Origin of the sequence: Desmonostoc muscorum LEGE 12446 (assembly GCF_015207005.2) — a bacterium.
Lineage (GTDB): Bacteria > Cyanobacteriota > Cyanobacteriia > Cyanobacteriales > Nostocaceae > Nostoc > Nostoc muscorum.
Genome location: NZ_JADEXS020000002.1, coordinates 197,250 through 224,241, shown reverse-complemented (window position 1 = coordinate 224,241; position 26,992 = coordinate 197,250). Strand labels below are relative to the sequence as shown.

Genomic DNA, 26,992 nt, shown 5'->3' with positions numbered 1-26,992 from the left:
TAACTTAAAAGCTCTTGTTTCAAATATGGACCGGAGGCGGAGCGGCTCCGGCTCCGCACTGCTAAGTTATCGCACTACGTGCCTTAAAAATCTTCTTTTTTTATTCGACCTATTTAAAAATAGGGGCTTCATACCATGAATATAAAATGGTAATCAGCATCACCATGTCAGAAAAGAAAAATTGTACACTTAGAGAATTTACAATAATCCAACTTTTTTCAGGCGCGATAGCAATCCAGTCCGGGTGCTATAATCTTTTTGCATCTGCTTAATAGAAGCTTTAAACTCCTCTAGCTTCCCTTGATATTCAGCCAATTCCCGTAAGTCAACTAGATGTGCAACTGCTTGGTCATAAGTTTTGGATTGCTTGAATTCAAGTAATTTATATATATCTGACCATACTTTATCTTGATTTTTAGCTAGAACTTCTAACTTCCGGATTTTTTCCTGTTGTGCTGCTAATTTCTCTCGTTGCTGACGCTGTTGCATTTGCTCATTAGCATTTTCTAGTAACTGAGAAAATGAGCGTCTATGAGTATCATGATTGCTATCACTTTTGGGAATTTTAAATAGCTCTCGCAGTCGGTTTACAAGTTGTATTCCAACATTAATTTCACCTGTTGCTACTTTCAAAAGAAAATAGTCTTTTTCCTCTGATGACAAAGCTGTAATCCACTCTTTTATGGGTTCAGTATTTTCTTTTTTATCAATACTTACTTGAGATGCCGATGCAATTAAATCCTGGTCAATATCAAATAACTCCGTAAAAGTCTCAATTGCAGCAGGTAGTTTTTTCAAGTTGGCTGGGACAGGTGGTTCAACTAAATCTTCTTCATCTTCCCCTTCTTCAATTGCTATTGAAGCTGCTTTTAACCAAGCCAGGTATAAAACTCGATAATCTCCTTGCAAAATATCCAGGACTTACGCAACTGGCACAATGCGATCGCTAACAAATAGTACTAAAGTACTATAAAAATGCAGATGAAATGAACTAGAGTACAAATGTAAATTGTTCCTTTTCACACCAAATTTTTGGGCTGCTGCTCAGGCTACTGTAACGAATACTTTTGAATATGAAGTTTACTAAATTAGATTATTGCCAGTATCTACTTAGTAGCCAAATTAATTATACCATTACCAATTTGGCAGAGCATTTAGAGAGTATTAGCCATGATACAATTAACTATTATTTGAAAAGAGAAAAATTAACACCTCGTTTACTATGGGATAACGTGAAAGAGGTAGTTGAGCCTGATGACAATGGTTACATAATATTTGATGATAGCATTTTAGATAAAAGGTATTCTGAAGAAATAGAAATAGTCAGAAGACAATATAGTGGTAATGAGCATGGTGTCCTTAAAGGCATTGGCGTAGTTAGCTGCGTGTATGTCAACCCTACACTTCAAAGATTTTGGGTCATAGATTATCGAATTTTTAATCCTGATGTCGATGGCAAAACCAAGATAGACCATGTGAAAGACATGCTCCAAAGCCTTGTGTATCATAAGCTTTTACCATTTGATACTGTTTTGATGGATACATGGTATGCGGTACACAGTTTAATGCTATATATTGATAGCTTAGACAAAATTTATTATTGCCCTTTAAAAGACAATCGGTTAGTTGATGATACATTTGGTCAAGCAAAATATAAACGTATTGAATTATTAGAATGGAGTCAAGAAGAATTAGATTGTGGTAAGATAATCAAAATTAAAGGGTTCCCAGCTAATAAAAAAGTGAAACTATTCCGGGTTACTGTTTCTACCAACAGAACGGATTATGTCGCAACTAACGATTTATCTCAAAGTTCCACGGATGTTGTACAAGAGGTGTGTAAAATTCGTTGGAAAATCGAGGAGTTTCACAGAGAAATTAAACAATTAACTGGGATTGAATTTTGCCAATGTCGGAAAGCTAGGCTTCAAAGAAATCATATCGCTTGTGCAATGTTAGTTTGGGTTAGGTTAAAGAATTTAGCCTATACAACTGGTCAAACTATTTATCAAATCAAGCATAACTTGCTTTCTAATTATTTAATTCAGCAACTGAAACGCCCAAGTATTCTTATGTGCTTGGTTTGATTTAAATTGTCGCCTGTCAGGGCTGCGCCCTGCCCGCTATTTGTGCCAGTTGCGTAAGTCCTGATATCATCACGCAACTGCACTAATTGTGCTAGCCATCCCTCCCCTTCTATCCAATCTCCATATTCTTCGTCCTGGATACTAATATCTACAATTACATAATTTTTGCTACTTGATACAGTAATTTTATCAGCTAAACAATAAAGTTCAAAAACTGATGGAGCAACCACTGTTTTAGGGAAACGAAACATTAATTGTCGCGTTCCCCAATTCGCCATGTATAACATGATGTCGAAACACTTTTCCAGAACTTCCTTGGGTTCACCTCGAAAGTCTCCATAGCTGTAGGTAAAAATTGCGTTTGTTGCACTCAGTTGTACCCGACTAGATAAACTACTTATATATGCTTGTTCTGATGCAGTTAATGGTCGGTCTAATGCCTGGAATTCGTAATACTGGTACTCGCTCATAGTTTTCTTTATTTTTAATAAAGTATTTAATTTTTAAATATTTGGTATTTGCCAATTAATTTCTGATTGTCCATAAGAAATTAATGCAGAATTAATAGCTGAAAAGGGCTTGCTGCCAAAAAAACCATTGTGAGCAGAAAGTGGTGAAGGATGTGCTGATTGAATTATGATATTTTTGTTAGTATCTATCAGCTTTAATTTCTTTTGTGCATCCTTACCCCACAGCACAAAGATCACAGGTGCAGGTTTCTGGCTAATTTTACTAATTACCACATCTGTAAAAGTTTCCCAACCCTTATTTTTATGGGAATTTGCCATGCCTGCTCTCACACTTAGTACTGTATTTAACATCAATATACCCTGTTTAGCCCATGTTACAAGATAGCCATTATTTGGGGTTTCAAATCCAATATCTTGTTTAAGTTCCTTAAATATGTTGCGAAGTGATGGAGGTGGTTTTACCCCTGGTCTTACTGAAAAACATAACCCATGTGCTTGGTTTTCATTGTGATATGGATCTTGTCCCAGCAATACGATTTTTACTTGCTCGTAAGGTGTCAGTTCAAAAGCAGAAAATGTCTCTTCTTTAGCTGGATAGATAGTATAAGATAACCTTTCACTTATTAGGAACTCTTGAAGTTTAGTAAAGTAAGGTTGTTTAAATTCTTCAGCTAGTACTTTCTGCCAATTATTAGGAAATTGCAAATTTATCATTCGATGATTATTTAGCGTCCAGACATATTATCCTACATCTCGTAACCTCAACAATTCCGTGTTTTTCACAAATAACTAACACTCTGATCCAATTAGAGAATATCTTCTAAACCTGGAAACAGAGGCGCTTCTTCACGATCGTATTTAGCTAGATAATCTCTAAAGGATGTACCACCAATACCAACTATTTTTCGTTGTGTAATTGCCAACCCTAGATGAGATTTATGAAATCGGCTTTGCAAATTATCATACATAAGCGCTAAAGCATTTTTACAACTAATTACTTCCTCGATATATGGGAATTTTAGTAGTGAGAGTCACTACTATCCAAGATAGTATTAATTAGCAGCAAAGGTTGAAACTTATAAGATTTAGGCATATTGAGCGATATTGTTACTTTTTTATCAGCCAAACAATTTTATATTTATATTTCAAAAATCATTAAATCTGTCGAAATTTGATTAATCTAAATACAATGCTGAACTTTGAAATGCTTCTTCTGGTGTTCCATAAAAAGTACCATTGTTAAATACGCTAGGTTCGTACTTTTCATTACTATAAGTATAAAAAGCCTTTGTCCATTTCTCTTCATTCCCTTTGTACCGCAATCGACACAGATGAATTGGTGTATTTTTGGCTCTCTCTATATATTCAGAGCGTGTTATTTTAAACATTGATAGGTCATCATTGTCTGGTAAAAATGGTTCTTTATAAGCATCTATGTAACAGAAATATCCCTTAAAACGCACATCAATACGTATGTATTGTCCTGCATAATGCTGCTCTGCATAAGCTAATATCCGGTGCTTTGTTCTCTGTTTGACCTGCTCCGGGATTTTTACCCCTCCTGAATGTGGATCATTTACCCATCCTCTCATGATTAGCTCCTTTGGTAATACTGAGGCTGATATTACACTGCAACGGCAGAGATTACAAATCTGAACTTTTTGCAATTCTTATCATTAACTCTATTTTTCCTGCCAGATTCCACAGACTTTCCACAGCTATTTCTGCTGTTTTCCACAGTTGTTTTACAAGATAATCGGCTTCTGTTCACCCAATGGGTATTTTGTCATGTCTGTAGCAATCATTCTGCTTTACTGAGTTATTATTACGCAACGTAAACAAAACCTACTTCTAACCCTAGCTTTCACGTAATTATTTATTTTTTCTATATTTCTCTTTAACATTTTGCAACATTGACAAACTCAGCCAATCAGCACAAAATAAATCCACTAGCCTTTGCCGCCTGTTCCATTTTGAGCATCAACTGTATAAAACTATTCAGTTGTTAGTGCCAGTGGTTCGGCTAGCATTGAATGGGTGAAACTGTACTTGCACTGTATCACCTCTAGCTTCTTGTCCCTATTGATTTGCTTTTTCTGAAGCTTTTATTATATGAACTCAACCCAAAATATCTTTACTAATCTTCCCGAAACACTACATCAATCTCTCAATACCTACTTAGAAAAACATCCTGATTGGGATGAACATCGCCTTATTACCGCAGCCATCTCCCTGTTTCTGCTGCAAAATGCTGATGGCGATCGCGGTGTTTCCCAAGTCTATCTCGAAACTCTGTTTCGTCGTGGCTAATGTTATTCCCTAGAAGCCATACTAAATAACAAGGTCAATCAAACTATACACTCAGAAAGATTTTTTCAGTCAGGATTAATGGCAACGAAAAACGAGGTAAAAGCGGAAACATCTACTATTGTAGTATCGCAACTTTCAGATGCAGCAGAAGCCCAACTCGTAGAAAATGCTGAAAATGTGGCTCAACCAATGGAAAATTCCCTGGGTAGTGACGACATCTTAAACTCACTCAAAACCAAGAGGAGCGGGTGATAGTAACCTATAGCCTTATTCTTGAATATCAAATGACAATATTTATACACTAACATTAACTAAATCTACATCAGCAAGCCATATTGTTCTGCTTTGGGCAGATACTTCTTCTAAAGTTGGGGAGCGCCACTCTACCCCATAAAGCCAATTCTCTTTGAGACTAAAAATTCCTTGAATAATACGGCGTGTCGGCCGTTCACCGAAATCAACCTCAACTATGTCCCCCAATCTAAAAGCTGGAGTAGAAATAGTGGGCTTTTTTAGTACATTTGTTGTATGAAATTCTTGTTCAGCTAAGTAGAGAGTTTCATTCTGGCAAACAATTGCATAAATCCATTCTTGTCCTGACCACTCAACACCACAGCAATAACCTGACAAGTCTGAGATTGGCAACAAAACTTTTTCTAAGATTTCCACTGCTAATGGAGGCATGGTCTTACCCCACCCAGGAGAAATATGCCAACAGGATTCTAAGGCGGTAATTTGGTTAATCATCTGGGAATATAATCCTCTTCTTTATATATTCACTCCCTTACATCAGTCTGATCCGGAATATAATTTAAAGGCTTCACTCGCTATAGCCAATTCCCCTAATCAATACAGGTTTTAGAGGCAAAGTTCCTAAACATTTGACCTTAATCTCTAATTTCTGTGCTGATTCGGTGTATTTACAAGCCATAAGCCTAAACAATCTTCTCTACGAACGCGAACAGCGTGTCGAAGACAGACGCTACGCAAATGATTTGGCGGATGGTGCTTTGATTGTGGCGGCAAGTTAGGGAGAAGTTTTGAAGCTTTCCAAGCAATCAATTGTGTCTTTTTACCAAACTTAATCCTTGGTGTATCTGTTGGAATGTAAAAGATAGACAAACTTTCGTGCAATGGTTTATCCATCGCTGTACGGGCAATTATTGTGATTTTACCCCCTGCATGACCAAATTTTGAACCATAACGTGACCAAAAGTGTCACTTCAAGGATAAGATGGCTGCTTTTAAAGGATAAAGTGGTTCTTGGCAACTTTTGGTGATCTTGGTTGGGGGAAGGCAGAGGGCAGAGGGCAGAAGTCGGAAGGGTAGAAGTAATAAATTCATGCCCCAAAGGTGATGAGATGAATTACACTATTTGTCATTCCACAGAATACGCCATGTGATGTAACGACTACAATTCCATTCTCAACCTTTCCTAAGTTTTCTATATACTGCCTTTTGACATAATCTGTTGATAAACATTCTTTTTATCTCCAGTTTCGTCAATAATTTTAATTATTAGTCTACCATTTATGACTTCTAAAATTAGTTCTAGACGCTGGCAATATTCGTCCACAAATTTGATCGTTTTTATGGGTGAACGAGGCTCTACCATTCTCTGTGCTTACGTTCTAGTTTTTTACGTTTTTACATTACTGCGAAAGTGATCAAATAGGGTTAAGCATTATTTAACCAATTTTAAAGTTTTAATACATAATAGGATGTAATAGTTGAATTTCTCAATTTTGAGGGAATTATAACGATGAGATAAATTCCCTAGATGCTTTTGACTAATAATATGACACTGGCGGCAAGCACCTACGCAAATCCATTACCCGACATTCCTGGCTATGAGATCGTTGAGCAATTATATGTGGGTTCTCGAACGATTGTTTATCAAGCAGTGGAAGAATTAAGCCAGCGTCAGGTTGTCATGAAATTGTTGCAACAAGATTATCCCAGCTTCAGTGAATTGTTACGTTTTCGCAACCAATATACTATTGCCAAAAATTTGAATATTTCTGGTGTGATTCGTCCCGATCGCCTGATACCATATCGTAATAGCTATGCCCTAGTGATGGAAGATTTTGGCGGTGTGGCGCTATCAAAATACAGTCGCAGCCATCAGTTAACACTATTAGATACACTGGCGATCGCCCTGCAACTAGCCGAAATTCTCCATGAGCTTTATCAGCATCGGGTAATTCATAAGGACATCAAACCTGCAAATATCTTGATTCATCCAGAATCGCAACAAGTCAAACTAATTGATTTTAGTATAGCTTCCCTATTACCGAAAGAAAACGAAGAAATCAAGAACCTAAATGTCTTAGAAGGCACATTAGCCTATATTGCACCAGAGCAAACCGGGCGGATGAATCGGGGCGTTGACTACCGTACAGACTTTTATAGTTTAGGGGTGACGTTGTTTGAATTGTTGACGGGACAGTTACCTTTTGCTGGCAATGATCCTTTAGAACTGGTGCATAGTCACATTGCCAAACCTGCACCCAGGGTAGATGAAATTAACTCAGAAGTACCAGAAGCGATCGCTCAAATTGTCGCCAAGTTGATGAGCAAAAATGCCGAAGAACGCTACCAAAGTGCTTTGGGCTTGAAGCATGATTTGGCAATTTGTTTGGAGCAATTGAAGACAACAGGGAAGATTGCAGCGTTTGTAATTGGGGAGCGAGATATATGCGATCGCTTCTCTATCCCCGAAAAACTCTATGGACGAGAAACAGAAATCCAAATACTACTAGATGCTTTTGCGCGAGTCAGCAACGGTACCTCAGAATTACTGCTAGTAGCTGGTTTCTCTGGGATTGGGAAGACGGCGGTTGTGAATGAAGTTCATAAACCAATCGTCCGCCAGAGAGGCTATTTCATTAAAGGTAAATTTGACCAGTACAATCGCAATATCCCCTTGGGTGCCTTTCTCCAAGCATTTCGGGATTTAATTGGACAGTTACTTTCGGAATCAGATACCCAACTACAAGCATGGAAAGCCTCTATTCTGAAGGCTTTGGGAGATAATGCCCAAGTAATTATTGATGTCATCCCCGAATTGGAACGCATCCTCGGCAAACAACCACCTGTAGCAGAACTATCGGGTACGGCGGTGCAGAATCGGTTTAATTTGCTGTTCCAGAAATTTACTCAAGTTTTTACGACAAAAGAACATCCTTTGGTGATGTTTTTAGATGACTTGCAATGGGCAGATTCCGCATCCTTAAAATTGATGCAGTTATTGATGAGTGAGAGGGAACAGGGGTATTTACTGCTGATTGGGGCTTATCGGGATAACGAAGTGTTTCCTGGCCATCCGTTAATGCTGACCTTAAATGAAGTCAGCAAGGCAGGAGCTACAATCAACAGAATTACTTTAGCATCTTTGAGTAGAAGCAGCCTGAATCAGTTAGTGGCAGATATGCTCAAATGTGCTGAAGTTTTAGCACAACCTCTAGCAGAATTAGTCTATCAAAAAACCCAGGGGAATCCCTTTTTTGCGACGCAATTTCTCAAAACTCTGCATCAAGATCAATTCATTACCTTTAACATCCAGGCTGGACATTGGCAATGTGATATTACTCAGGTACGCGAGGCTGCATTAACCGATGATGTGGTGGAGTTCATGGCCAAGCAGTTGCAAAAATTACCTGATGAGACTCAGAATATCCTCAAACTGGCAGCCTGTATCGGTAATCAATTTGACTTGAGTACTCTGGCGATCGTCTCGGAGCAATTGCCGCAGCAGGTGGCAACTGACTTGTGGAAAGGGTTGCAGGAAGGATTAATTTTACCCATCAGTGAAACCTACAAGTTTTTTCAAGGAAATGATTTAAATGATAACTACACGGATGGGATTAGTGTTGCTTACAAATTCCTCCACGATCGCGTCCAGCAAGCTGCTTATTCCCTGATTCCCCAACAGGAGAAACAGGTTGTGCATCTGACAATTGGTCGTCATTTATTAAACCATACATCAGCAGAACAATTAGAGGAGCAAATTTTTGATATCGTCAACCAATTGAATATTGGCTGTAAGCTCATCAGCGATCCCCTAGAGCAAGCAAGGCTGGTAGAGCTAAATTTAAGAGCCGGACGAAAAGCGATCGCTACCACTGCTTACGATACTGCTACCTATTGCTTACAATATGCCTGTAATTTGCTGCCGACAGATAGCTGGCAAACTCAGTATGATTTGGCATTAGCCTGCTATAGTAGCGCGGCTGAGGCTGCTTATCTCAATACAGATTTGGTGCAGATGGAAACTTTGGCGGAAATTGTCTTGCAACAAGCTCGGAGTTTGTTGGATGCTGCCAAGGTGTATGAAATTAAAATTGATGCTTACACAAGCCTTGGTGAATTTACTAAAGCTGTCACTACGGGTTTAAACTTTCTCAAATCTTTTGGAATTGAATTTCCCAGTCAGCCGAATAAACAAGATTTTGTTGATTTTCTCCAACAAACCCGACAGCAATTAGCAGGACGTTCCACAGATGATCTGTTAAACTTACCTGTGATGACTTCGCCTCAGTTCCAAGCACTGCTGCGAATGTTAGTTCAAATTAGTGGCCCTACCTACTTAGCATCTCCATCCCTGTATCCTTTAATTTGCTGTCAGCAGGTGCAGCTATCAGTCACCCACGGTAATATTCCTGCCTCCAGCTTTGGATATGTGGTTTATGGATTATTACTTTGTGGTGTAGTTGGTGACATCACAACAGGTTATGAATTTGGTCAACTGGCTTTACAGTTAGTAGATAAATTTAATAATCAAGAATATGCCGCTAAAGTTTTATACATGACCAGCAAATTTACTGTTCACTGGGTGAAAAATGCGGCGACAACTCTCCAGCCATTACAAGAAGCCTATACCCTGGGACTAAAAGTTGGCGCTCTTGCTTATGCTGGCTATTCTGGTTATACCTACGCTTTTCATGCTTATTTTGTCGGTAAAGAACTCACAGCTTTAGAAACAGAATGTCAGGCTTACAGCATAGGCTTGGCAAACATCGAACAACAAGCATTCTTAGGCTACCTGCATATCGTCCACCAAACCGTTGCCAATCTCTTAGGAAAATGTGAGAACACAACCAAATTAGTAGGCACAATTTTTGATGAAGGGGTAACTTTGGCAAATCTGGAAAAAGCCAACGACAAAACGGGGTTATGGCATTTCCATATGTGCAAAGTAACATTAACCTATTTATTTGAGTGCCATGACCAGACGCTCTATCATTGTCAACAATCAAAGCTGAATGCTGGTGGCGGTACTGGGATGCTAAATGTGCCAACACTTTATTTTTATACAGCTTTAGCCTGTTTCACCCAGCTATCAGCAAATTTAGCCGAAAATTCTCAACCGGATGAGTTATGGACATTAATTGCGGATGCTAAAGAAAAGCTGCAAAATTGGGCTACCTATGCACCCATGAATTGCCAGCACCGATATGATTTGATTTGTGCTGAAGAACAGCGTGTTTTAGGACATCCACAGCAAGCAATAGATTTCTATGATCGCGCTATTTCTCTAGCTCAAGAAAATGGCTATATCCCAGAACAAGCGATCGCCAATGAACTTGCTGCCAAATTCTACCTCGGTTGGCGCAAAGAAAAAATTGCTGCTGTCTATAGAACCCATTTGACATCTTGTGAGGTTTTGAATTAAGGTACTCCTCAGCATCTAAAATCCAATACTAATGGCGTATTCCAGCAACCTCACTGATGCAGAATGGGAAATTTTTGAACCCTTATTGCAAGAGATATTACCGACTAAGAAGCAGACTCGACCGACCAACTGGCCAAAGCGAGATATCTTCAATGGAATTCTCTATCAACTAAAAAATGGATGCAATTGGCAAGACTTACCTAAAGACCTCCCCCCTTATTCCACTGTATATTGGCACTACAAACAGTGGCGAGCAGCCGGGGTATTTGAGGAACTGATGAGTGTCTTACATGGACAAGTGCGTGAACAGGTAAAAAAAAAACCGCACTGGACGACATTGATCATCATTGACTCCCAAGCAGTGAAAAATACCTGCAACGCCAGTGTGGAGTCGAAAGGTTTTTGCTTCTACAAAGCCACCAACGGTATTAAAAGGCATTTGGCTATTGACACCCTTGGGTTTCCCTTTTTTACGCTCTGTACTCGCGCCAATGTCTCGGATGATGCCGGATTAATTGAGATGTTTACTCTCAACATCGACTACTTCAAGTCAAAACCTATCGATATTCCCAAGATTACTATCCTGCTAGATCATGGGTATCACCCAGAATATTTGACTCAGGAGTTAGAGCGAATTTACCCAGAGATCATGACCAAAATTCAGTTTCAACTTTCTACGAAACCCTCAAAACAAGAGAAAGCGGCACAAGGAAAATCTGGATTTGTTCCGGCAATAGCTAGATGGGTGATCGAACGCTCCAATGCTTGGATGGAGCGCTGTAAAATTCTGGTTAAGAACTTTGAACGAACCCTGGTTAGTGCCACTGCCAAACTCAATATCTGCTTCATCAGGCTAATGATTAAGAGGCTTGCAGCACCTTCTTAGATGTCAAATGGGTTCTATATTGTCTTCTGACTATTTCTATTTCTTCAGAATACCTTTTATCTAAAATGCTATCATCAAATATTATGTAACCATTGTCATCAGGCTCAACTACCTCTTTCACGTTATCCCATAGTAAACGAGGTGTTAATTTTTCTCTTTTCAAATAATAGTTAATTGTATCATGGCTAATACTCTCTAAATGCTCTGCCAAATTGGTAATGGTATAATTAATTTGGCTACTAAGTAGATACTGGCAATAATCTAATTTAGTAAACTTCATATTCAAAAGTATTCGTTACAGTAGCCTGAGCAGCAGCCCAAAAATTTGGTGTGAAAAGGAACAATTTACATTTGTACTCTAGTTCATTTCATCTGCATTTTTATAGTACTTTAGTACTATTTGTTAGCGATCGCATTGTGCCAGTTGCGTAAGTCCTGTAATACTAGAATTCAATCAATTGTAGTACATAAATACTATACCTTTTTGAGATTACAGTAATAGTAGATGATAAAGTCGAAAATGCTTTGCTTCACTATACGATGACTACGAGCGCAAGCTATGGAAGCTACGCCTCAAAGGTTGGTAAGAGTGAAAGATGTTGTAAAAAACCGTAGATTTTACTCTAATAAAGCTTCAATTTGCCCTAACAACTTCTCTAAAACTTTTGCTTTATTAGGATCTTCCCAGACTTTAGCTTGCTTAACTCGCTGATAGGCTTCCTTCATCCGATTAGTCAGAATATTCGGCTGAGAAGACTTAGGAGGTTGAACTGATTGAATGTAACTTTTGATATCTCTAACTGAAAGGTTTTCTTCAATAGTTTTCACTATAAGTTGATGTCGCTGATCTTCGTCTTTCAATTGAGCGATGATACGGGCTTTGGTATATTCTAGTTGTCCTTGGCGCAAAATTTCTAGAACATCTTTAGGTAAATTTAGTAAAGGTAGGCGATGACTACGAAAACTGTCTGGAGTCACCCTACCTATTACTGAAAATATCTTTTCTACCATTTCCCATTGGTTACGAACAACGTTGTTCGTAATCTCTGTTTTTTGCTTTTGGAGGTTAGCAATATGATTGAGTAGGGAAATAACTTCTCCTTGAGAGCATTCCAAGCGGATAGATAGCAGTTGCAAAATAGCTTCAGTTTCCTCAACCGGATTTAAATCTTCCCGCTGCAAATTTTCGAGGAGGGCGACTTGGAAAGCATCTTGGTCATTGAGATGGCGGATAATAACCGGAACTTGCTCTATTCCAAGAGTTTGAGCAGCACGGTAGCGACGTTCACCAGCAATCAATTCATAATTACCGGATTCTAGCGGCCGTACAAGCAGTGGCTGCAAGATACCATGTTCACGAATAGAAGCAACTAGGCTTTCCATTCCTTGAATTGAAAAATAACGCCGAGGCTGATGAGCAGCTAGGTGAATTTGAGTTATTAATAAAGATTGTTCAATAGATTGGTTTTCCGAGAGTTGAGGATTATTGGTAACTCCTACTAAGTCAAGGAATTGTCTTGTTTTATTCGGAAATTCCATTTCATCTGCCATTGACAAGCGCCGCTTGGCCATATTACTCCTGTTCTGCCATTTCCCTGGCGATTTCTTGATAAGGTTCAATCAATTTTCTTTCTGTGGTATACCGATGGATTGGTTGACGCGCCAAGTTAGACTCTGGAAACTGAACAGACTTAGGAACGGGTTCAAAAATTTTGACACCAGGGAGTTTAGTTTTAAGAGTTTTGAGAGCATCTTGGGTCGTGAGTGTACGGTCTGCCATTGTAGGCAAGACTCCTAAAATTTGCAAATTGGGGTGAGTGTCTTCATCACGAAGACTTTCGATAGTTTCCAATAATTGTCGTAAGCCTTCCAAAGCAAAGAACTGACATTGAACGGGGATCAAGACTGCATCTGCTGCCATTAATGCATTTAGAGTTAACATACCTAAGCTGGGTGGGCAATCAATGAGGATATGAGCAAATTCTTGCCGTAAAGGATTCAATTTCTTTCTCAGGATTCGGCTATTATCTGCCGAGGTCAAAATTTGCTTTTCTCCAGATGCTAGAGATATGTCAGCCGGAATCAGCTTGATTCCATACTCGGTGTCAATAATAGTTTCAGATGCGCTCTGTTTACGATCTGTAAGTACTTCATAAGCAGTCATCTGCCCTGACTGAATCTTGATTCCTAGACCTGTGGTTAAATTGCCTTGGGGATCAAAGTCAACTACAAGGCAGGAGGAACTTTCTGCCAGCAATCCACTTAGTGCAATAGTAGAGGTTGTCTTGGCTACTCCTCCCTTTTGATTAGTAACTGCGATAATCATATTTTCTTAGTACTATGCGATTTTTGATGAAAAAACATATATATATTAGTTACAGAATGAACTGATTCTATGACAATTTAAGTAGACCGCAAAGATTTTCACAAGTTTTACACCAAAGTAATGAAAAACTAATGCTCCAAATTGCTTGTTACCTAAAAAGCTAACTATACTTTCATTCTGGCGATGAGGAGCGATTTAGCGAAATAAATTGGCGCTTAAAATAAACTTATTTCCCCAAATCCACATAAAAAGTTCTGATGAAATCAAAAGAGCGATCGCCCAAGTTACCTAAACAACAGCCAAAACCCAACGACCAAAGCCCAAAGCTTGACCTTGTTGCTTATAAACCAGTAGAAAAACAGCAGCCAACCTCTCAGCCTGACATTACTCCCAGTGTTGATCTGCCGTCAGTTGAGCAGCCAGCCCAAGCAGAGGTGATACCTCTTGTAAGGTCAAAGACAAACGCTGCTGAAAAACCGCAACATTTAGACAAAAGTAAAGCCAAAGGTACCTCTTCTGACAAGAGAAAATCCAAATTACCGCAACAGCCCAAGCAACAGGGTCAATTGACAAAGAGCGATAAAGAAGAAGAGTTAGCGCCAGAACGCTGTCAACATATCCAGTTTTTGGACTGCGATAAACAAGTTGGGCGCGTGGTATTCGAGTGTTGGCACTGTCAGCAGGGAATAATTAGCGAGTTTACTGGGGAACCAGTAATGGGAGAATACAAAGGTCATCCTTCATTAATTCAGGTGAAAGTCCAATGTCCTAATTGTGAGCAGACGGCGATCAGATTAACAACAGGTCAGGTGCTTTCGACAACAGCGATACCTTCGCCTTGGCAGCAATGATGGCATACTTCCAAGATCAAGAGTGATTGGTGAAAGATATCCACAATTGATAATGCAAATAAGATTTTTACCCTCAATAATAACTGCACTAACGGCACTGACACTAACTAGTTGTAGCACTACTACTGCTGAACAGTATGAAACTACAGCACTCACCAGTTACTCCTGGCTCGTTTTGTATTCGAATAACCTAACCAGTGAACCACGACTCCGCATTGAAACCTTTGCTACTACTTCGGTGCTAAATCGAAATGGAGTAAAACCACCGGGAGAAGTAATTGGCCCAGATGTTCGAGGGCTATGGTGGCCTACTTTACCTCCGCGGCCAAGTGTTGATGAAGTTGAACAACGCAAAAAATCTCCAGAAGAGGCAGGCAAACCTGAACTAGTGAAAGATGTAAAGTTCTTTCCTGACCTATGGAGTGGGTAATTCTCAGAACACGCTACCTACTAACTATGAAGTTTATCGACAAGTGGTAAAAGCTTACCCAGAAAGAACTCCTTTGGAATTGACTTTGGGTGTGAATGATAATTCAGTTGAGAAAGCTGAACCTGTAAGCAAGTAGTGACCCTAAATTACGTATTCAGCAAGAAGTTAGAGTGAAAGACTGAATTGCTTTTCAATAATCTTATTGACAGTAAAGTATAAATCAAAGAGTCAAAAATGATCTAATTTAATTTCTGCTGCGTTGATAAAAAAGATTTCAAAAAATCCTATTGGGGGCTATATGGGGGCTATATATACCCCAACAATATCTCAGGACTTTTGGGATATTTTGACCCCTATATAGGATATATATAGGTGCTAAATGGGGTATATTTGACTAGTTAACATTTTGTACCCCACTTAGCCCCCAAGGGGTTATGATAAGCTCTTGAGTTGGGAAAAGAAGGTGAAGTTATTTTATTCTTCTTTCTCTTGCTTTTGCAGATCACTTGAACAGATAATTTTCACTTTCTCAAAGTGTATTACCTTGAAGCCTATGTCAAACATTCACACCTTACAAAAAATTTTTCCTGCGGGTTTCGATAACGGTTACGGAAGTCTCAAACTTTTAGTCGATGGCTTTGAAGTAGTTCGTGTGCCCAGCTATATAACCAATGCAGAAATGGAAGATGTGCCAGGGCGCGTAGTTTTTAACGGTAGTGCTTATACAGTCGGAGAATCAGCTTACCGGACAGGAAATTATTTTGACCGGAATACCGATAATAATGAAAACAAAGTCAACAACGCATTGTTGACTTTATTGGGTGCATTGGCACATCTACCACACCGTAAGGCTTGGCACTTAAAATTAGTCGTCAGTTTACATGATGTTGCTCTGGCTAATGAACTACAAAAAGTACTCAATGGAGAATATCAGCCAATACTTGCTGGCAAACAATCAGACGTGAAAGTAGAAGTGCTGAAAGTTGTACTAGAGGGTATGGGTGCATTATTTGGGCATCCACTACCAAAAAAATTAACCATTTTAGACTTTGGCAATGGTACGACCCTGTATTCTCGTTACCACCGGGGTCAGCGAGAAGTTCACACTGCCTACCCCATCGGTGTGGAAGTTCTCATCGATGATATCTCCCAAAAGATGAAACATCTAAATGGCGGAAAAATTGGGGATGCTTCCAAAATCCGATTTTGTCTAGAGATGGGGCATACCCGATACAGCCGTGACATTGATATCAAAGATATATACAGCGCTTGTTTGAAAGATTGGTATGAAAAATACTTGAAGAAAGTGGTGAATCTCACGCTTGATGCCAAACACCAAGGGGATGAAATCTGGGCGATTGGTGGAGGCTGTCTGTTACCAGGATTTAAAAAATTGTTAGAAAAGAATGGCTTCAAAATCCTGGACAACCCGGTGGAAGCCAATGTCTTTGGGCTTCTAGAAATGGCAAAAACCATCAGCAGTAAGAATCCAGCATCTACATCTCTTAAGTTATAACAATGGCAGACAAACTTGACTTAACCCCAGAAAAAGTTCGGATCAAAGATAGCTACCGAGAGCGGATATTTGCCGAATCACAGCAACTAGGCAAGAGTTACCTAGAGACGCTTTACTTTATTATTGATTGTTATTTTGCTTTCAGGAAGGGTACATTTCCCACACAACAAGTAGCTTTCATGCCGATTAATACTGAAGATAACAAACTCTCTTCAAGGACTGCAACTCCATTTGCACAGGAGGAAGAAGAAGATTCTGATGGAGAAACATTCAGCCTTGATTTTGATTTGTAACCGTCAAATGAAATTGGCAACGGTAAAGAAGGGGAATTAGCCTTAAAGGTGGAAAGGGGAATGGCACGCTTGTTTTGCGTAAATTCCTGGTCTTCCTGGATGAAAGGGTATAGGGTATAGCGTGTGGGGCGTAGGAAAGGAAGAAGATGTTGTCCTATTTGATGCACTAAAATTCAATTTTCTTAACACTACATCCAACGCCTACCCCCAACAAGATAGCCCTTTGCGACTGTAACCGATATCTTGTAATCTATTGGATTCATTCACTCTTTCGTTCAAAATTCATTCTAAATTTTGGCTCCTGACTTCTGAATTCTGTTTCGATAAATATTTAACTGAAGCTGGAATCAAAAAAATTCAATCGATTCCTGGTAATCTTGGAGCGCAAGTATTTCGTCGTACTAATGGCACAATTACAGAGTTCACTGTCATCTCTTATTGGGAGTCACGCAATGCTATTCGTGCCTTTGCTGGAAATGACATAGAACAAGTACACCCTCTGCCCAAAGATAACCCGCATTTCTCACAAGCTTGAGATCAGATGTGCAGAGGGGCAGAGGGGCAGAGGGGCAGAGGGGATTGAACAAGGCACATTGAACTCTCCTCTGCTCCCCTGCTCCCCTGCTCCCCTGCTCCCCTGCTCCCCTGCTCAAGAGCACAAGGTTTTGAGAGATGTGGTGAGAAATCCGGGATAACCAGTATCTGATTGAACCTGAAACCAAGGTTAAACATTTTGATGTCTTGCTAGATCAGCGTCAATAATAATTAACTTGATTTTTAATTTACCAATTTCTCTGAATCCAGTTAATTATTATATCCTTAAAACTTAAATAAATAATTAATAATCACAGGAGAAACTGCTCAAATTGAATAAGCGGATCTAATCGCCAACCTTGCATAATTAATATGATGCCACACAAAAATAGACAAATTGGTGCTAATACTTCTTGGATAATGTAAATTGTTAAAATAGGAATTGTTAATGTATTTTTTCTTTGACTTAACCAGCCGAGCATTAAAGTTACATAGATAATTGCTAAAACTATAGGAATCCGATTTGATTCCTGAAAAAATCTAAGTATGTGTAGGATGTGTTAGGCGTAAGCCGTAACGCACCAAAAGCTTTGGGGAAGGTGCGTTAAGCAACGCTTTCACACCCTACGTGTATTTCAAAAATCAAATAGGAGTCCTATAGATAAAGAGTTCCAATTAATTTGATTTCAATTAATCCAGTTGATCTAACTCCAAAATTAACTTGAGCTAAAGTGAACATTTCTGAAAAATCCTAATTCTTTATCAAGTTTTAGACTTGCACTACTGAATGTTTTTTATTTTTCGCACCCAATTCCATCTCCATCTCTGTCGAAACCATGAGGGTCAGGTGGCAATACTCTAAACCTTCTTTGGGTAACATCTGAGCAATCTAAGTCTGGTGAATTCTTTGGAATACAAAGAGGTCAATAGTATTATTTAACGGTATTTACTATCGATAAACTGGGGACAACATTAAATGCAATAAATATTTTAAGCGATGTCTACCACGAGCTACGCCTATGCTTGATTAAACGCCTTTGCGGAACATGATAGCCATACCACAATGAAGACTTAGCCAATAGCCGAAAATAGCGTAAAAAAGAAATTTATAAGAGGTCAATGCTTTCACTATTTGGAGCGGCTCAACAAGAACGTCCAATGAGCCATCAAAGAGACTCACGTAAGCGTTCCAAGCTCGAACATTAAAGCCGAACCTGCGTGTATCGCCATATCTGCGCTCGTAGAAATCTACAAGCTCCCATCTCTGACTAGTGCCTAAAAATTCGAGGATTTCATGCGTGTATATATGAAGGTGGTGTGCGATTCGTTGCTTAGTGAATCACGGTAGTCAGTCCGCACATAACTAAGCCAGCCCGACAGCAGATTACTGTCACTAAAGGCTGAACTCTCGGTCAGATGCAAGTGTAAGCCTTGCCATTCAGACTCAGAATTGACTCCTTATCTGCCCACACCGAACAAGCTCGGTTCTTGTAGAGTGAAGCTGGGAACAGGGCGCAATCAGACGACCGTTGCGGGTTGACACTGGCGCTAATAGGGAGTTCCTATGATGAAACAGAGCCTCAAAAAGTGACCCATCGTAGAGCAGGGCGCAACACTAAAATCCCTGACTTCGTTGGAGCCAATTCCCGCCGTAATATCGCCAATAACGGCAAGAGTCTAGGGAATCCAACGGTCAAATTGGCTACATCTAACGGAACAATCAATCTCTCCGAGGGAACGAATAAAAACGATTTGTGAGTCCTGGGGCTTTCGTTCCCCAAGTAGGCTAGACGAGAAGCGGAACTCTCACAATTCGGGTAGGACAGACCGTAATTGGTCTGAGGTGTTCAGAAAATACAAACTCTAGAAGAGAAAATGATTAGACACAGTAGACATACTAGTGAATCTTGGAAAGCCTTACCGTGGAAGAAATTCCGCCGAAATCTTTTCCGCCTTCAAAAGCGCGTATTTAAAGCGGTTCAAGTTGGAGACAAACGGAAAGCTAGGTTTCTCCAAAAGCTTATTTTTAAATCCACCTCGGCTCGATTTCTTGCAATTAGACTTGTATCTCAGCTAAACGCTGGTAAAAAAACGGCGGGTATTGATGGTAAGAAATCCCTGTCATTTGAGGAACGCTTCAACCTTGAAGAATTACTGAAAATGAATAGTGGAAATTGGAAGCATCAAGGACTAAGGGAAATCCCCATCCCCAAAAAGGACGGGACTACCAGAATGCTTAAAATACCAACCATAGCGGATAGAGCTTGGCAATGCCTTGCAAAATATGCACTAGAACCAGCACACGAAGCCACTTTCCACGCCAGGAGCTACGGGTTCAGAACAGGGCGCTCTGCTCACGATGCACAACGGTACATCTACAATAACCTACGCTCTTCCTGCAATGGAACAGAGAAACGAGTTATAGAACTCGATATCGAAAAATGCTTCGATAGGATTAACCACTCAGCAATAATGGACGAACTCATCGCCCCCAAAGGCTTAAAACTCGGAATATACCGATGCCTCAAGGCAGGAGTAAACCCAGAATTCCCCGAACAGGGTACACCTCAAGGGGGAGTAGTCAGCCCACTATTAGCAAACATCGCACTCAACGGGGTTGAAAGTATCCACAGATACAGAGCCAACGGGCAAATCAACGAGCCATCAATCCGATACGCGGATGACATGGTTATTATACTCCGACCCGAAGATAATGCGATAGAGATACTTGAGAAAATCAGCGAGTTCCTCCGCAAACGCGGAATGAATGTAAGCCAAAAGAAAACCAAAGTTACCGCCGCGACAGATGGGTTTGATTTCCTCGGCTGGCACTTTAAAGTCCAGAAAAACGGAAAGTTTAGAAGCATTCCCTCAGTGGACAACTTCAAAGCATTCCGTAAGAAAGTAAAACACATCGTCAACAACTCGAATTATGGTGCTACCACAAAGGCTGAGAAATTAGCCCCGGTAGTAAGAGGTTGGAGAAATTACCATAAGTTCTGCAAGATGGACGGGTCTAGAAACTCGTTATACCACATCAAAAAAAGAGCTTATACGGTATTCAACAAGGAAGCCAAGAAAAATCGCTACGCTAGCAAGAAATTACTAGACAAAGCATTCCCAGCAGTTTCCTACTCCGAAAGTAGCCACGTCATGGTTAAAGGAACAAAATCCCCCTATGACGGAGATACAGCCTACTGGAGCGAACGCAAAAGTAAGCTCTATGACGGCGAAACTTCTTTTGCTCTTAAGAAGCAAAACCATAGATGTGCCTCTTGCGGCTTAAAGTTCATCGATGAGGAACGGATTCATCTGCATCACATCGACGAAAATCACGCCAACTGGAAGAAAAATAATCTGGAAGCAATTCACGAGAGTTGCCACGATTACAAGCACATGAGCAAAAGCGAAAGCTGAGAAGCTGAGAACATCGGGAGCCGTGTACACGGAAACGGGTACGCACGGATCTAACTGAGAGGTGCGGGGAATAATATCCCCCATCGACTCAACCAGGGGACATGCACAGGGTTATAATGATCGGGTAAGTCGGGTCGGTTTAGGTCAATATTAGCAGCGTTAGGTGTAGTGATTAGAATATAACCCTTAGAAGATAGCAGGCTGTTTAATTGGCTTAATAATGCATTAGGGTCTTCAACGTGTTCGATGACCTCATGGAGCAAAATGTAATCAAATTGCCCATGCCCAAGAACTGCCGGATTGCCGAAGCTATCCTCTGATGCATAAGGATCATAACCGTAGGAGTTGGTAAAGCCGCGTTCCCGAAAATATTGTACAAACAGACCGTTGCCACCACAGCCATAATCGAGCAAAGAGTGAGTTTTAGAAAACCCATGTTTAGTCAACTGACGATATACATTGCTACACAAAGATCGATATCCCTGTGTTAATTTAGCTTGAGAAAGAGGGTATTTTGCATAGTAATGGTCGAGATCCACCCTATCTAGACAATGAATCGTCTTACAGTGCGGACATCTCCAAACCTTGAACTTTTCGCCTATAAAGGCTCTAACATTACAAGGGAACGTAAAAAATGCAGATTTATCATTTGCATCAAGATGATAATGACAAATCACGCATTCAAGGCGTTGCTTGTTTGTATTAACTTGTTTCGGTTGCAATTGCATGAGAATTTATCTAAACCTCATCCAGCTTGAAAACTGGAGTTTTCTAGAAAACATATTACTGTGAATAAGTGGGTACAAAGGATGAAACAGGAATATTTAAAGTAGAATGCGTAGGCGCAGCCAGCCTTTTCTACGAGACGCTCTGCGCGTTTGGCATTGCTGAAATGAAAGTACCTCCGTGTCAGCTTTCAAGAAGAATTGCTCCTATGAGGGTGGCTAAAACACGTAAGTTCGGGTGTAATCCCTGAATTATCTCACTTTTGAACAGATTTTCAACATAGCGATGCCTACGGCGGGCTACGCCTACGCACTTTGTCCCAATAGCTGCTGAAGATTGCACTCAGAATTTATCAGGAAAGGCAGAGGGCAGGAGGCAGAAGGCAGAAGGAAATTCTGGTTCCTGCCCTTTGCCACGACCGAAGGGAGTAAGGGTTTAAGACCCCCACCAAATTAAAAATTTGGTGGCCCCAATTTAGGAGGGGTTTGAATCCCCTTCTAAATTGAACCTTCTGACTTGAAAATACTCCTTCGATGAGTATCTATATAGATCCGTCTCACATCACATTTTCATTCATGGTGATGAAATTTTTTCATTGGGACTGCCCTCTGCCTTCTGCCTTCTGCCTTCTTCAACGGGGGAAGCTCATGAACAACCAACCGAATCACAAAAATTTTAGCCCACAAGAAACGCCATGTCCGATCTGCGGGTCACAAAATTTTGTTTGGGGTCGTACCGTTGGAGAATCAGTAAGTCAGTGGGTATATTTCCGTGCTGATGGGGCTGGGTGGGGAGGAGGCGAAAAGCTGCGGGCGCGTAAATGTAGAGATTGTAACAATGTTCAACTGTTTTCGTATGAGTAACCACCAGTGAGTAATAAGTAATTAAACAAAATTAATTACACAAATGAATATATAATATACTCTCAGAATATTTTGGATAATAATTAGAGTTAAAATGATTTTTTTGAGAGAAATCAATCCTCTTTCTTTGAAACTACTGGAGCGAATATATCGCCAAAGCAGATATCATCAGGTGCGCCAAAGAGCACATTTCTTAATTTTAGCTAATCAAGGAGTAGAGTTACAAGAATTAATGAAAATATTTAATGTTAGTTATAAGACTATCTATAACTGGATAAATCGTTGGGAATCATCAGGGATGGTTGGACTTTATAATAAACTAGGAAGAGGTAGAAAACGAATATTTAAACCAGAACAAGAAGCAAAAATTAGAGAGTGGGCGAAACTTGAACCAAGACAATTAAAAAAGACGCTACAAAAAATTAAATCAGAATGGGATATTGAAGTTAGCACTGAAACTATTAAAAGAATATTAAGAAATTTTTATATGACTTGGCATCGAATGCGACGAGATGTTGGAGGAGAGCCAGATCCTATAGAATACAAGGAAAAATCTGCACAGTTAACAGAGTTTAAACGATTAGAAGACGAAGGTAAAATTAACTTATATTACTTAGACGAAACCGGATTTTGTTTAATTCCTTCTGTTCCTTATGGATGGCAAGATATCGGAGAGTACTTAACTATTACTAGTCGCCGTAGTGCGCGCCTAAATGTTTTAGGAATCATGAATCGAAATAATCACCTTGAAGCTTATGTCTCTTTTCAAAGTATCAATTCAGATGTGATTATTGCTTGCATTGATACTTTCTTTCCCCAAGTAGATAAACCGACGGTAATTGTTGTTGATCAATCCTCTATTCATACCAGTGATATGATTATTGATAAAGTTGAAGAATGGCAAGAACGTGGCATTACCATCTTTCAATTACCTTCCTATTCACCAGAGCTAAATTTGATTGAAATTTTGTGGCGGTTTATTAAGTATCAATGGCTCGAAATAGATGCTTACAAAAATTGGCAAACCTTTGTCGCATCTGTCGAAAATATTCTCCGAGAATTTGGTAAAAACTATGTAATTAATTTTGTTTAGCTACTTACCATGCTTTGGAGCATTAAACTCAAGTCGCAAGTGACTTTTTCGCAGTCGCAAGTAAGTTTTGTAATGGGGATTTAGACCCCGCAAACACATACTTGCGGCTTGATAGAAGCCTGGGACTTAAACCCACCGAGTGAGAGTTCTTCACTTGCGAAAAAGCAACTTTGTTAAACCAATTCGCAAGCTTCAATTCTTGGTGTTGGGTAACTGCCATACTTGGGCTAAGTCAGCAATATCTATCATTTACTAATAGTATCCTGTAATATATAACCCTTGTCGCTTATCCAGTTTTTTTTGCTGCATCAAACAGTTTTGGTGGCGATATCTTTTTATGTAGTGCAATGGGATTTTGGCAGAATCGCAAAATTTTTAATTATTAGTACAGCAACCGTTATGGTAACAAATACTTTGTATGAAATGTTTATAAAACGTCTCAACATTGTCCGATTTATCTTTGGGCTAAAGCCGAACGACATCAACAAGTAGAATAGAGATAACGATAAAAACACTAAATCGGTATGTCTCAAGTTTCTATTATCATTCCTACTTTAAATGAAGCAACTAACTTAGGGCGGACATTGCGCCAACTGACTTTACTTAATCCTCCTCCTGACGAGGTGATAGTGGTAGACGGTGGCAGCCAAGATCAGACGGTGACAGTTGCAAAACGAATTTTTGAGTCATTTAATCAAACTTTGAATGTACAATTTCTTTTATCTCAACAACCAGGGCGTTCTCTTCAGATGAACTATGGAGCATCAGCAGCAACTGGAGATATTATTTGCTTTCTTCATGCAGATACTTGGGTTCCAGATGATCTAATTATCGTCATCAACAAGACTCTGGCAGAACCTACCGTTGCCTGTGGCGGGTTCATTTCTCTGATGTCAGGTTCTCAAACAACTCGTTGGGGTATCTCTCTACATAATTATTTAAAAACTTATTACGCACCACTGTTATTTAAGCCTCACCTATTTTTCCGAGGATTGCGTCTGTTATTTGGAGATCAAGTAATGTTCTGTCGTCGGATTGATTTTTGGGATTGTGGCGGATTTGATGAGGCATTGCCGATTATGGAGGATGGAGATTTATGTCTAAAGTTAGTTAAAAAAGGACGTATTTATCTGGTAAATCGGATTGTTCATTCCTCAGATCGTCGCGTAGCCAAATGGGGTAGCTTCAAAGCAACTGCAATTTACCTCTATATTGGCTTTTTGTGGGGGATTGGCGTTAATGCAAATTATCTTAAACAGTTTTATCAAGATATTCGCTGATTTAAGCTCCAGTCATAGTGAAGATAGGATATCCGCGTTGAGGCATTAAGGGGATAGTCCAGGGCGAACGCATCTTATTTCCTAATAAAAACTAAGAAAGATTACAAAATGACATAGATAATTGTAAAAATTCATGGAATGATAAGCAAAGTAAATCAAACTTGTTCGGTAAATATCAATTAATTTATTTTCATCTGAATGAGCAATTCATGAATAAGAAAAAAATTCACTTAAGGGGTATATAAAACTATATTTATCTAGAAAATTGATAAATCTTTTATATGAAATATTCAACTCAAGTTTTGATGTACTATATTAAGCTAAGGCTAAAACTCTTAGTAAATAGTCATTATCCATCGCTGCAAGGAACTGTTTATTTTTAATTCCTCGTTTTACACGCTTCTCTTTACCTAAAAGGTTTACTGCTATTTGCCTTATAATTGCAAAATTTTGCGGTGCATTGTCTTTTCTAATCTTGCAATCATCTTCTCTTAAAGCAACGTCTAATATCCAGTGTAATGAATTCTCAATACCCCAATGGCTGCGAACAGAATTACCAAACTTTTCAGCATTTCCCTGAAGACTAGTTATAAAATAACGAGTTTCAACCTCTGTTTTACCGTCTACTTTTCGTACAGACTCTACCATCCCAATGCTATTAAAGTTTGACCAAACTGATTCTGGGTCAAGTTGTTTTTGAATCTCAGATAACATCAGATAATGCCTAACCTCCTCACGACCATGCCCCTTATCTTCTGTTTTATATGTACTATGCTCAATTCCTTCAAACCCTTTGCTTATCGCTATTCTAAATAATGATTCAACTGACTCATAAAGGTTATTTTGATTCTTTTTTAAGGTAATTACATAATCTGCTGATTGCTGTGTAATTAACTTCACAATCTCTTTCTGGCAGCCAATTGCATCAATTGTCACGATACATCCAGCTAAGTCTAATATCTTTAATAATTTTGGAATTGCCGTGATTTCATTTGAGTTCTCATCTACCTTCACCTGTCCCAAAACTAATTTATTTGTAGTTGCCCATGCACTTACCATTTGAATTGCGCTCTGGTCACTATTTTGATTACTTGAACCACATAAAGTTTTCCCGTCAATTGCAACAACCTCACCATCAGTTATTTTGTGTACTGATTTCACCCAGTTTACAAAACATGACTGAAATTCCTGCGGATTAATTAGAGCAAATACGCGTGCAAAGGTATCGTGTGATGGTATCCCATTTGGTAGTTCCAAAAACGTTTTCAGCCATTCATACTTCGTGCAGCCATACAGTTCAATTGCTACCCAGCTATCTGCTCCACAGATTACTGCACAAATGGCGATAGTCAAAATATCAATTAACTTGTGTCGCTTCGTGCGATCTATTCGTGGATCTGACATTACGGCAAAATGGTCAGCAATAGTAATTTTGGGCTTGAGCTTCACGTCAAACGGGACTTTACTCTACTTTTACTACGACTTTACCATCAATGAGCGATCGTTCAAGCTCCCTGACACACGCGATCGCTGTCTTTGTAAACTCTTAGTATATATGTACTGTATTTAGATGCGTTCGCCCTGGGGGATAGTCTGTTTTCAAATAGGAGCGAATGTATTCGGGAACGGAGGGTGCAACCTTTAAAAAATCCTGACGATACCACTTTAAGATTTTATTACAGTAAAGTGTTTTGCTCTGGATATCATAACGGACTTTTTCAGGGTTATTTATGAAACGACGTGCATCTTCATCTAATTGCTGACTGACTTGTGACCCAAAGTAGGCTCCCGAACGTAGTAAAGGACAACCAACCGAAGCACAGACTATCGCAAAATGAATTCGTGGCTCCTGCAATTTGTCCCGTAGAATAGAGTTCTCAATTTTAGCTAAACTATAACTTTCCCCAAACATATAATAAGCGCGACGTTGGAAGAACCACAAAAAAGCTAGCCAGTTGGGAATCCCTAAAATTCGCGGACGAATCGATTCTATTGGGTATCTCTCCAAAATTGTCGAAATGGTGAACGCATTGTAAAGGTTGATCCACAATGCCAATTGTTCGAGATTATTGCTATTAGATTTCAAAGCCAGATTTTTTTGGCTGGCTAACCAATCTGCAATTGCTTGGGGTTGCTCTTTTTTCCAAGCTACATAGTCTACACGACCGCGCTTATCAACATACTGACGCAACAATCTGTCCCAAGGTTCAAAATCAATCATTATCGTCCTAGTTGA

Annotated in this window: 26 protein-coding genes and 3 pseudogenes; 15 read left to right on the top strand and 14 right to left on the bottom strand. The window is 39.5% G+C overall.

All coding sequences use genetic code 11. The features are described from left to right. Positions 1 to 198 precede the first annotated feature (198 nt). Positions 199 to 909: a hypothetical protein gene (locus IQ276_RS37245; RefSeq protein ID WP_193916524.1), complete on the bottom strand. Its 711-nt coding sequence runs from the start codon at positions 907 to 909 to the stop codon at positions 199 to 201. Between the two features lie 164 nt (positions 910 to 1,073). Between IQ276_RS37245 and IQ276_RS37240 the strand changes: the two genes are divergently transcribed. Then, positions 1,074 to 2,087 carry an IS701 family transposase gene (locus IQ276_RS37240; RefSeq protein ID WP_193926053.1) on the top strand — a complete coding sequence of 338 codons (1,014 nt, stop codon included), beginning with the start codon at positions 1,074 to 1,076 and terminating at the stop codon, positions 2,085 to 2,087. Here the strand turns inward: IQ276_RS37240 and IQ276_RS37235 are convergent. The 4 genes from IQ276_RS37235 to IQ276_RS37220 form a co-directional block, all read right to left on the bottom strand. Beyond that, entirely contained in the window at positions 2,045 to 2,557 is a 513-nt protein-coding gene (locus IQ276_RS37235; protein WP_228043259.1) for a hypothetical protein, read from the bottom strand. The genes IQ276_RS37240 and IQ276_RS37235 overlap by 43 nt on opposite strands. Before the next feature lie 33 nt (positions 2,558 to 2,590). Next, on the bottom strand, positions 2,591 to 3,271 hold the full coding sequence (locus IQ276_RS37230; RefSeq protein ID WP_193919664.1) for a uracil-DNA glycosylase: 681 nt from the start codon (positions 3,269 to 3,271) through the stop codon (positions 2,591 to 2,593). Positions 3,272 to 3,363: 92 nt separating this feature from the next. Continuing rightward, entirely contained in the window at positions 3,364 to 3,525 is a 162-nt protein-coding gene (locus tag IQ276_RS37225) for a hypothetical protein (RefSeq protein WP_228043260.1), read from the bottom strand. A gap of 207 nt (positions 3,526 to 3,732) precedes the next feature. Then, positions 3,733 to 4,149, bottom strand: coding sequence for a hypothetical protein (locus IQ276_RS37220; RefSeq protein ID WP_193919666.1), 417 nt, complete (start codon positions 4,147 to 4,149; stop codon positions 3,733 to 3,735). 520 nt (positions 4,150 to 4,669) lie between these two features. Here IQ276_RS37220 and IQ276_RS37215 point away from each other — a divergent pair. Beyond that, positions 4,670 to 4,867, top strand: coding sequence for a DUF2811 domain-containing protein (locus IQ276_RS37215; protein ID WP_193919668.1), 198 nt, complete (start codon positions 4,670 to 4,672; stop codon positions 4,865 to 4,867). 78 nt (positions 4,868 to 4,945) lie between these two features. Beyond that, positions 4,946 to 5,119, top strand: a complete 174-nt coding sequence (locus tag IQ276_RS37210; protein ID WP_193919670.1) for a hypothetical protein — start codon at positions 4,946 to 4,948, stop codon at positions 5,117 to 5,119. Positions 5,120 to 5,161: 42 nt separating this feature from the next. Here the strand turns inward: IQ276_RS37210 and IQ276_RS37205 are convergent, their stop codons facing one another. Then, complete coding sequence (locus tag IQ276_RS37205) at positions 5,162 to 5,614, bottom strand: DUF1392 domain-containing protein (RefSeq protein WP_193919672.1); 453 nt, start codon at positions 5,612 to 5,614, stop codon at positions 5,162 to 5,164. 134 nt (positions 5,615 to 5,748) lie between these two features. Between IQ276_RS37205 and IQ276_RS37200 the strand changes: the two genes are divergently transcribed. Next, complete coding sequence (locus tag IQ276_RS37200; protein WP_193919674.1) at positions 5,749 to 5,898, top strand: hypothetical protein; 150 nt, start codon at positions 5,749 to 5,751, stop codon at positions 5,896 to 5,898. Between the two features lie 345 nt (positions 5,899 to 6,243). Here the strand turns inward: IQ276_RS37200 and IQ276_RS37195 are convergent. Continuing rightward, positions 6,244 to 6,482, bottom strand: a pseudogene (locus IQ276_RS37195) (IS701 family transposase); the annotation flags it as partial. A 183-nt stretch (positions 6,483 to 6,665) separates the two neighbouring features. Here IQ276_RS37195 and IQ276_RS37190 point away from each other — a divergent pair. Next, positions 6,666 to 10,541: an ATP-binding protein gene (locus IQ276_RS37190; protein WP_228043261.1), complete on the top strand. Its 3,876-nt coding sequence runs from the start codon at positions 6,666 to 6,668 to the stop codon at positions 10,539 to 10,541. A 31-nt stretch (positions 10,542 to 10,572) separates the two neighbouring features. Then, positions 10,573 to 11,427 (top strand): IS5 family transposase, encoded by an 855-nt coding sequence (locus IQ276_RS37185; RefSeq protein ID WP_235115308.1) that lies wholly within the window; start codon positions 10,573 to 10,575, stop codon positions 11,425 to 11,427. Positions 11,428 to 11,443: 16 nt separating this feature from the next. Here the strand turns inward: IQ276_RS37185 and IQ276_RS37180 are convergent. The 3 genes and pseudogenes from IQ276_RS37180 to IQ276_RS37170 form a co-directional block, all read right to left on the bottom strand. Further along, positions 11,444 to 11,707, bottom strand: a pseudogene (locus IQ276_RS37180) (IS701 family transposase); the annotation flags it as partial. A 338-nt stretch (positions 11,708 to 12,045) separates the two neighbouring features. Next, a complete protein-coding gene (locus IQ276_RS37175; RefSeq protein WP_193924302.1) occupies positions 12,046 to 12,999 on the bottom strand; it encodes a ParB/RepB/Spo0J family partition protein in 954 nt (317 codons plus the stop codon). Position 13,000: 1 nt separating this feature from the next. Beyond that, positions 13,001 to 13,753: a ParA family protein gene (locus IQ276_RS37170; RefSeq protein ID WP_193924305.1), complete on the bottom strand. Its 753-nt coding sequence runs from the start codon at positions 13,751 to 13,753 to the stop codon at positions 13,001 to 13,003. 257 nt (positions 13,754 to 14,010) lie between these two features. Here IQ276_RS37170 and IQ276_RS37165 point away from each other — a divergent pair, with 257 nt between their 5' ends. The 5 genes and pseudogenes from IQ276_RS37165 to IQ276_RS37145 all read left to right on the top strand — a co-directional run bounded on the left by IQ276_RS37165 (position 14,011) and on the right by IQ276_RS37145 (position 17,378). Then, positions 14,011 to 14,604 (top strand): hypothetical protein, encoded by a 594-nt coding sequence (locus IQ276_RS37165; protein ID WP_228043497.1) that lies wholly within the window; start codon positions 14,011 to 14,013, stop codon positions 14,602 to 14,604. A 52-nt stretch (positions 14,605 to 14,656) separates the two neighbouring features. After that, positions 14,657 to 15,170 (top strand): annotated as a pseudogene (locus tag IQ276_RS37160) (hypothetical protein). 417 nt (positions 15,171 to 15,587) lie between these two features. After that, positions 15,588 to 16,550, top strand: coding sequence for a ParM/StbA family protein (locus IQ276_RS37155; protein ID WP_235116445.1), 963 nt, complete (start codon positions 15,588 to 15,590; stop codon positions 16,548 to 16,550). 2 nt (positions 16,551 to 16,552) lie between these two features. Continuing rightward, a complete protein-coding gene (locus IQ276_RS37150; RefSeq protein ID WP_235116444.1) occupies positions 16,553 to 16,843 on the top strand; it encodes a hypothetical protein in 291 nt (96 codons plus the stop codon). A gap of 253 nt (positions 16,844 to 17,096) precedes the next feature. After that, entirely contained in the window at positions 17,097 to 17,378 is a 282-nt protein-coding gene (locus IQ276_RS37145) for an antibiotic biosynthesis monooxygenase family protein (RefSeq protein WP_235116443.1), read from the top strand. A 310-nt stretch (positions 17,379 to 17,688) separates the two neighbouring features. Here IQ276_RS37145 and IQ276_RS41180 read toward each other — a convergent pair whose 3' ends face one another. After that, positions 17,689 to 17,859 (bottom strand): Ycf66 family protein, encoded by a 171-nt coding sequence (locus IQ276_RS41180; protein ID WP_373690637.1) that lies wholly within the window; start codon positions 17,857 to 17,859, stop codon positions 17,689 to 17,691. 1,105 nt (positions 17,860 to 18,964) lie between these two features. Between IQ276_RS41180 and IQ276_RS37140 the strand changes: the two genes are divergently transcribed. Together IQ276_RS37140 and IQ276_RS37135 are read left to right on the top strand one after the other, a co-directional pair. Next, positions 18,965 to 19,135, top strand: a complete 171-nt coding sequence (locus IQ276_RS37140) for a hypothetical protein (RefSeq protein WP_221706943.1) — start codon at positions 18,965 to 18,967, stop codon at positions 19,133 to 19,135. Between the two features lie 117 nt (positions 19,136 to 19,252). Then, a complete protein-coding gene (locus IQ276_RS37135) occupies positions 19,253 to 20,794 on the top strand; it encodes a group II intron reverse transcriptase/maturase (protein ID WP_193925511.1) in 1,542 nt (513 codons plus the stop codon). Between the two features lie 50 nt (positions 20,795 to 20,844). Here the strand turns inward: IQ276_RS37135 and IQ276_RS37130 are convergent, their stop codons facing one another. Continuing rightward, positions 20,845 to 21,264 (bottom strand): class I SAM-dependent methyltransferase, encoded by a 420-nt coding sequence (locus tag IQ276_RS37130; RefSeq protein WP_235116441.1) that lies wholly within the window; start codon positions 21,262 to 21,264, stop codon positions 20,845 to 20,847. A gap of 1,213 nt (positions 21,265 to 22,477) precedes the next feature. Here IQ276_RS37130 and IQ276_RS37125 point away from each other — a divergent pair. Then, entirely contained in the window at positions 22,478 to 23,476 is a 999-nt protein-coding gene (locus tag IQ276_RS37125; protein WP_193926121.1) for an IS630 family transposase, read from the top strand. A 524-nt stretch (positions 23,477 to 24,000) separates the two neighbouring features. Next, positions 24,001 to 24,756, top strand: coding sequence for a TIGR04283 family arsenosugar biosynthesis glycosyltransferase (locus IQ276_RS37120; RefSeq protein WP_193921106.1), 756 nt, complete (start codon positions 24,001 to 24,003; stop codon positions 24,754 to 24,756). A gap of 315 nt (positions 24,757 to 25,071) precedes the next feature. On the opposite strand, the gene IQ276_RS37115 is transcribed toward IQ276_RS37120, so the two are convergent. Both IQ276_RS37115 and IQ276_RS37110 read right to left on the bottom strand, forming a co-directional pair. Then, positions 25,072 to 26,205: an ISAs1 family transposase gene (locus IQ276_RS37115; protein WP_193921108.1), complete on the bottom strand. Its 1,134-nt coding sequence runs from the start codon at positions 26,203 to 26,205 to the stop codon at positions 25,072 to 25,074. A 97-nt stretch (positions 26,206 to 26,302) separates the two neighbouring features. Continuing rightward, positions 26,303 to 26,977 carry a DUF547 domain-containing protein gene (locus tag IQ276_RS37110; RefSeq protein WP_193921110.1) on the bottom strand — a complete coding sequence of 225 codons (675 nt, stop codon included), beginning with the start codon at positions 26,975 to 26,977 and terminating at the stop codon, positions 26,303 to 26,305. Positions 26,978 to 26,992: the final 15 nt, after the last annotated feature.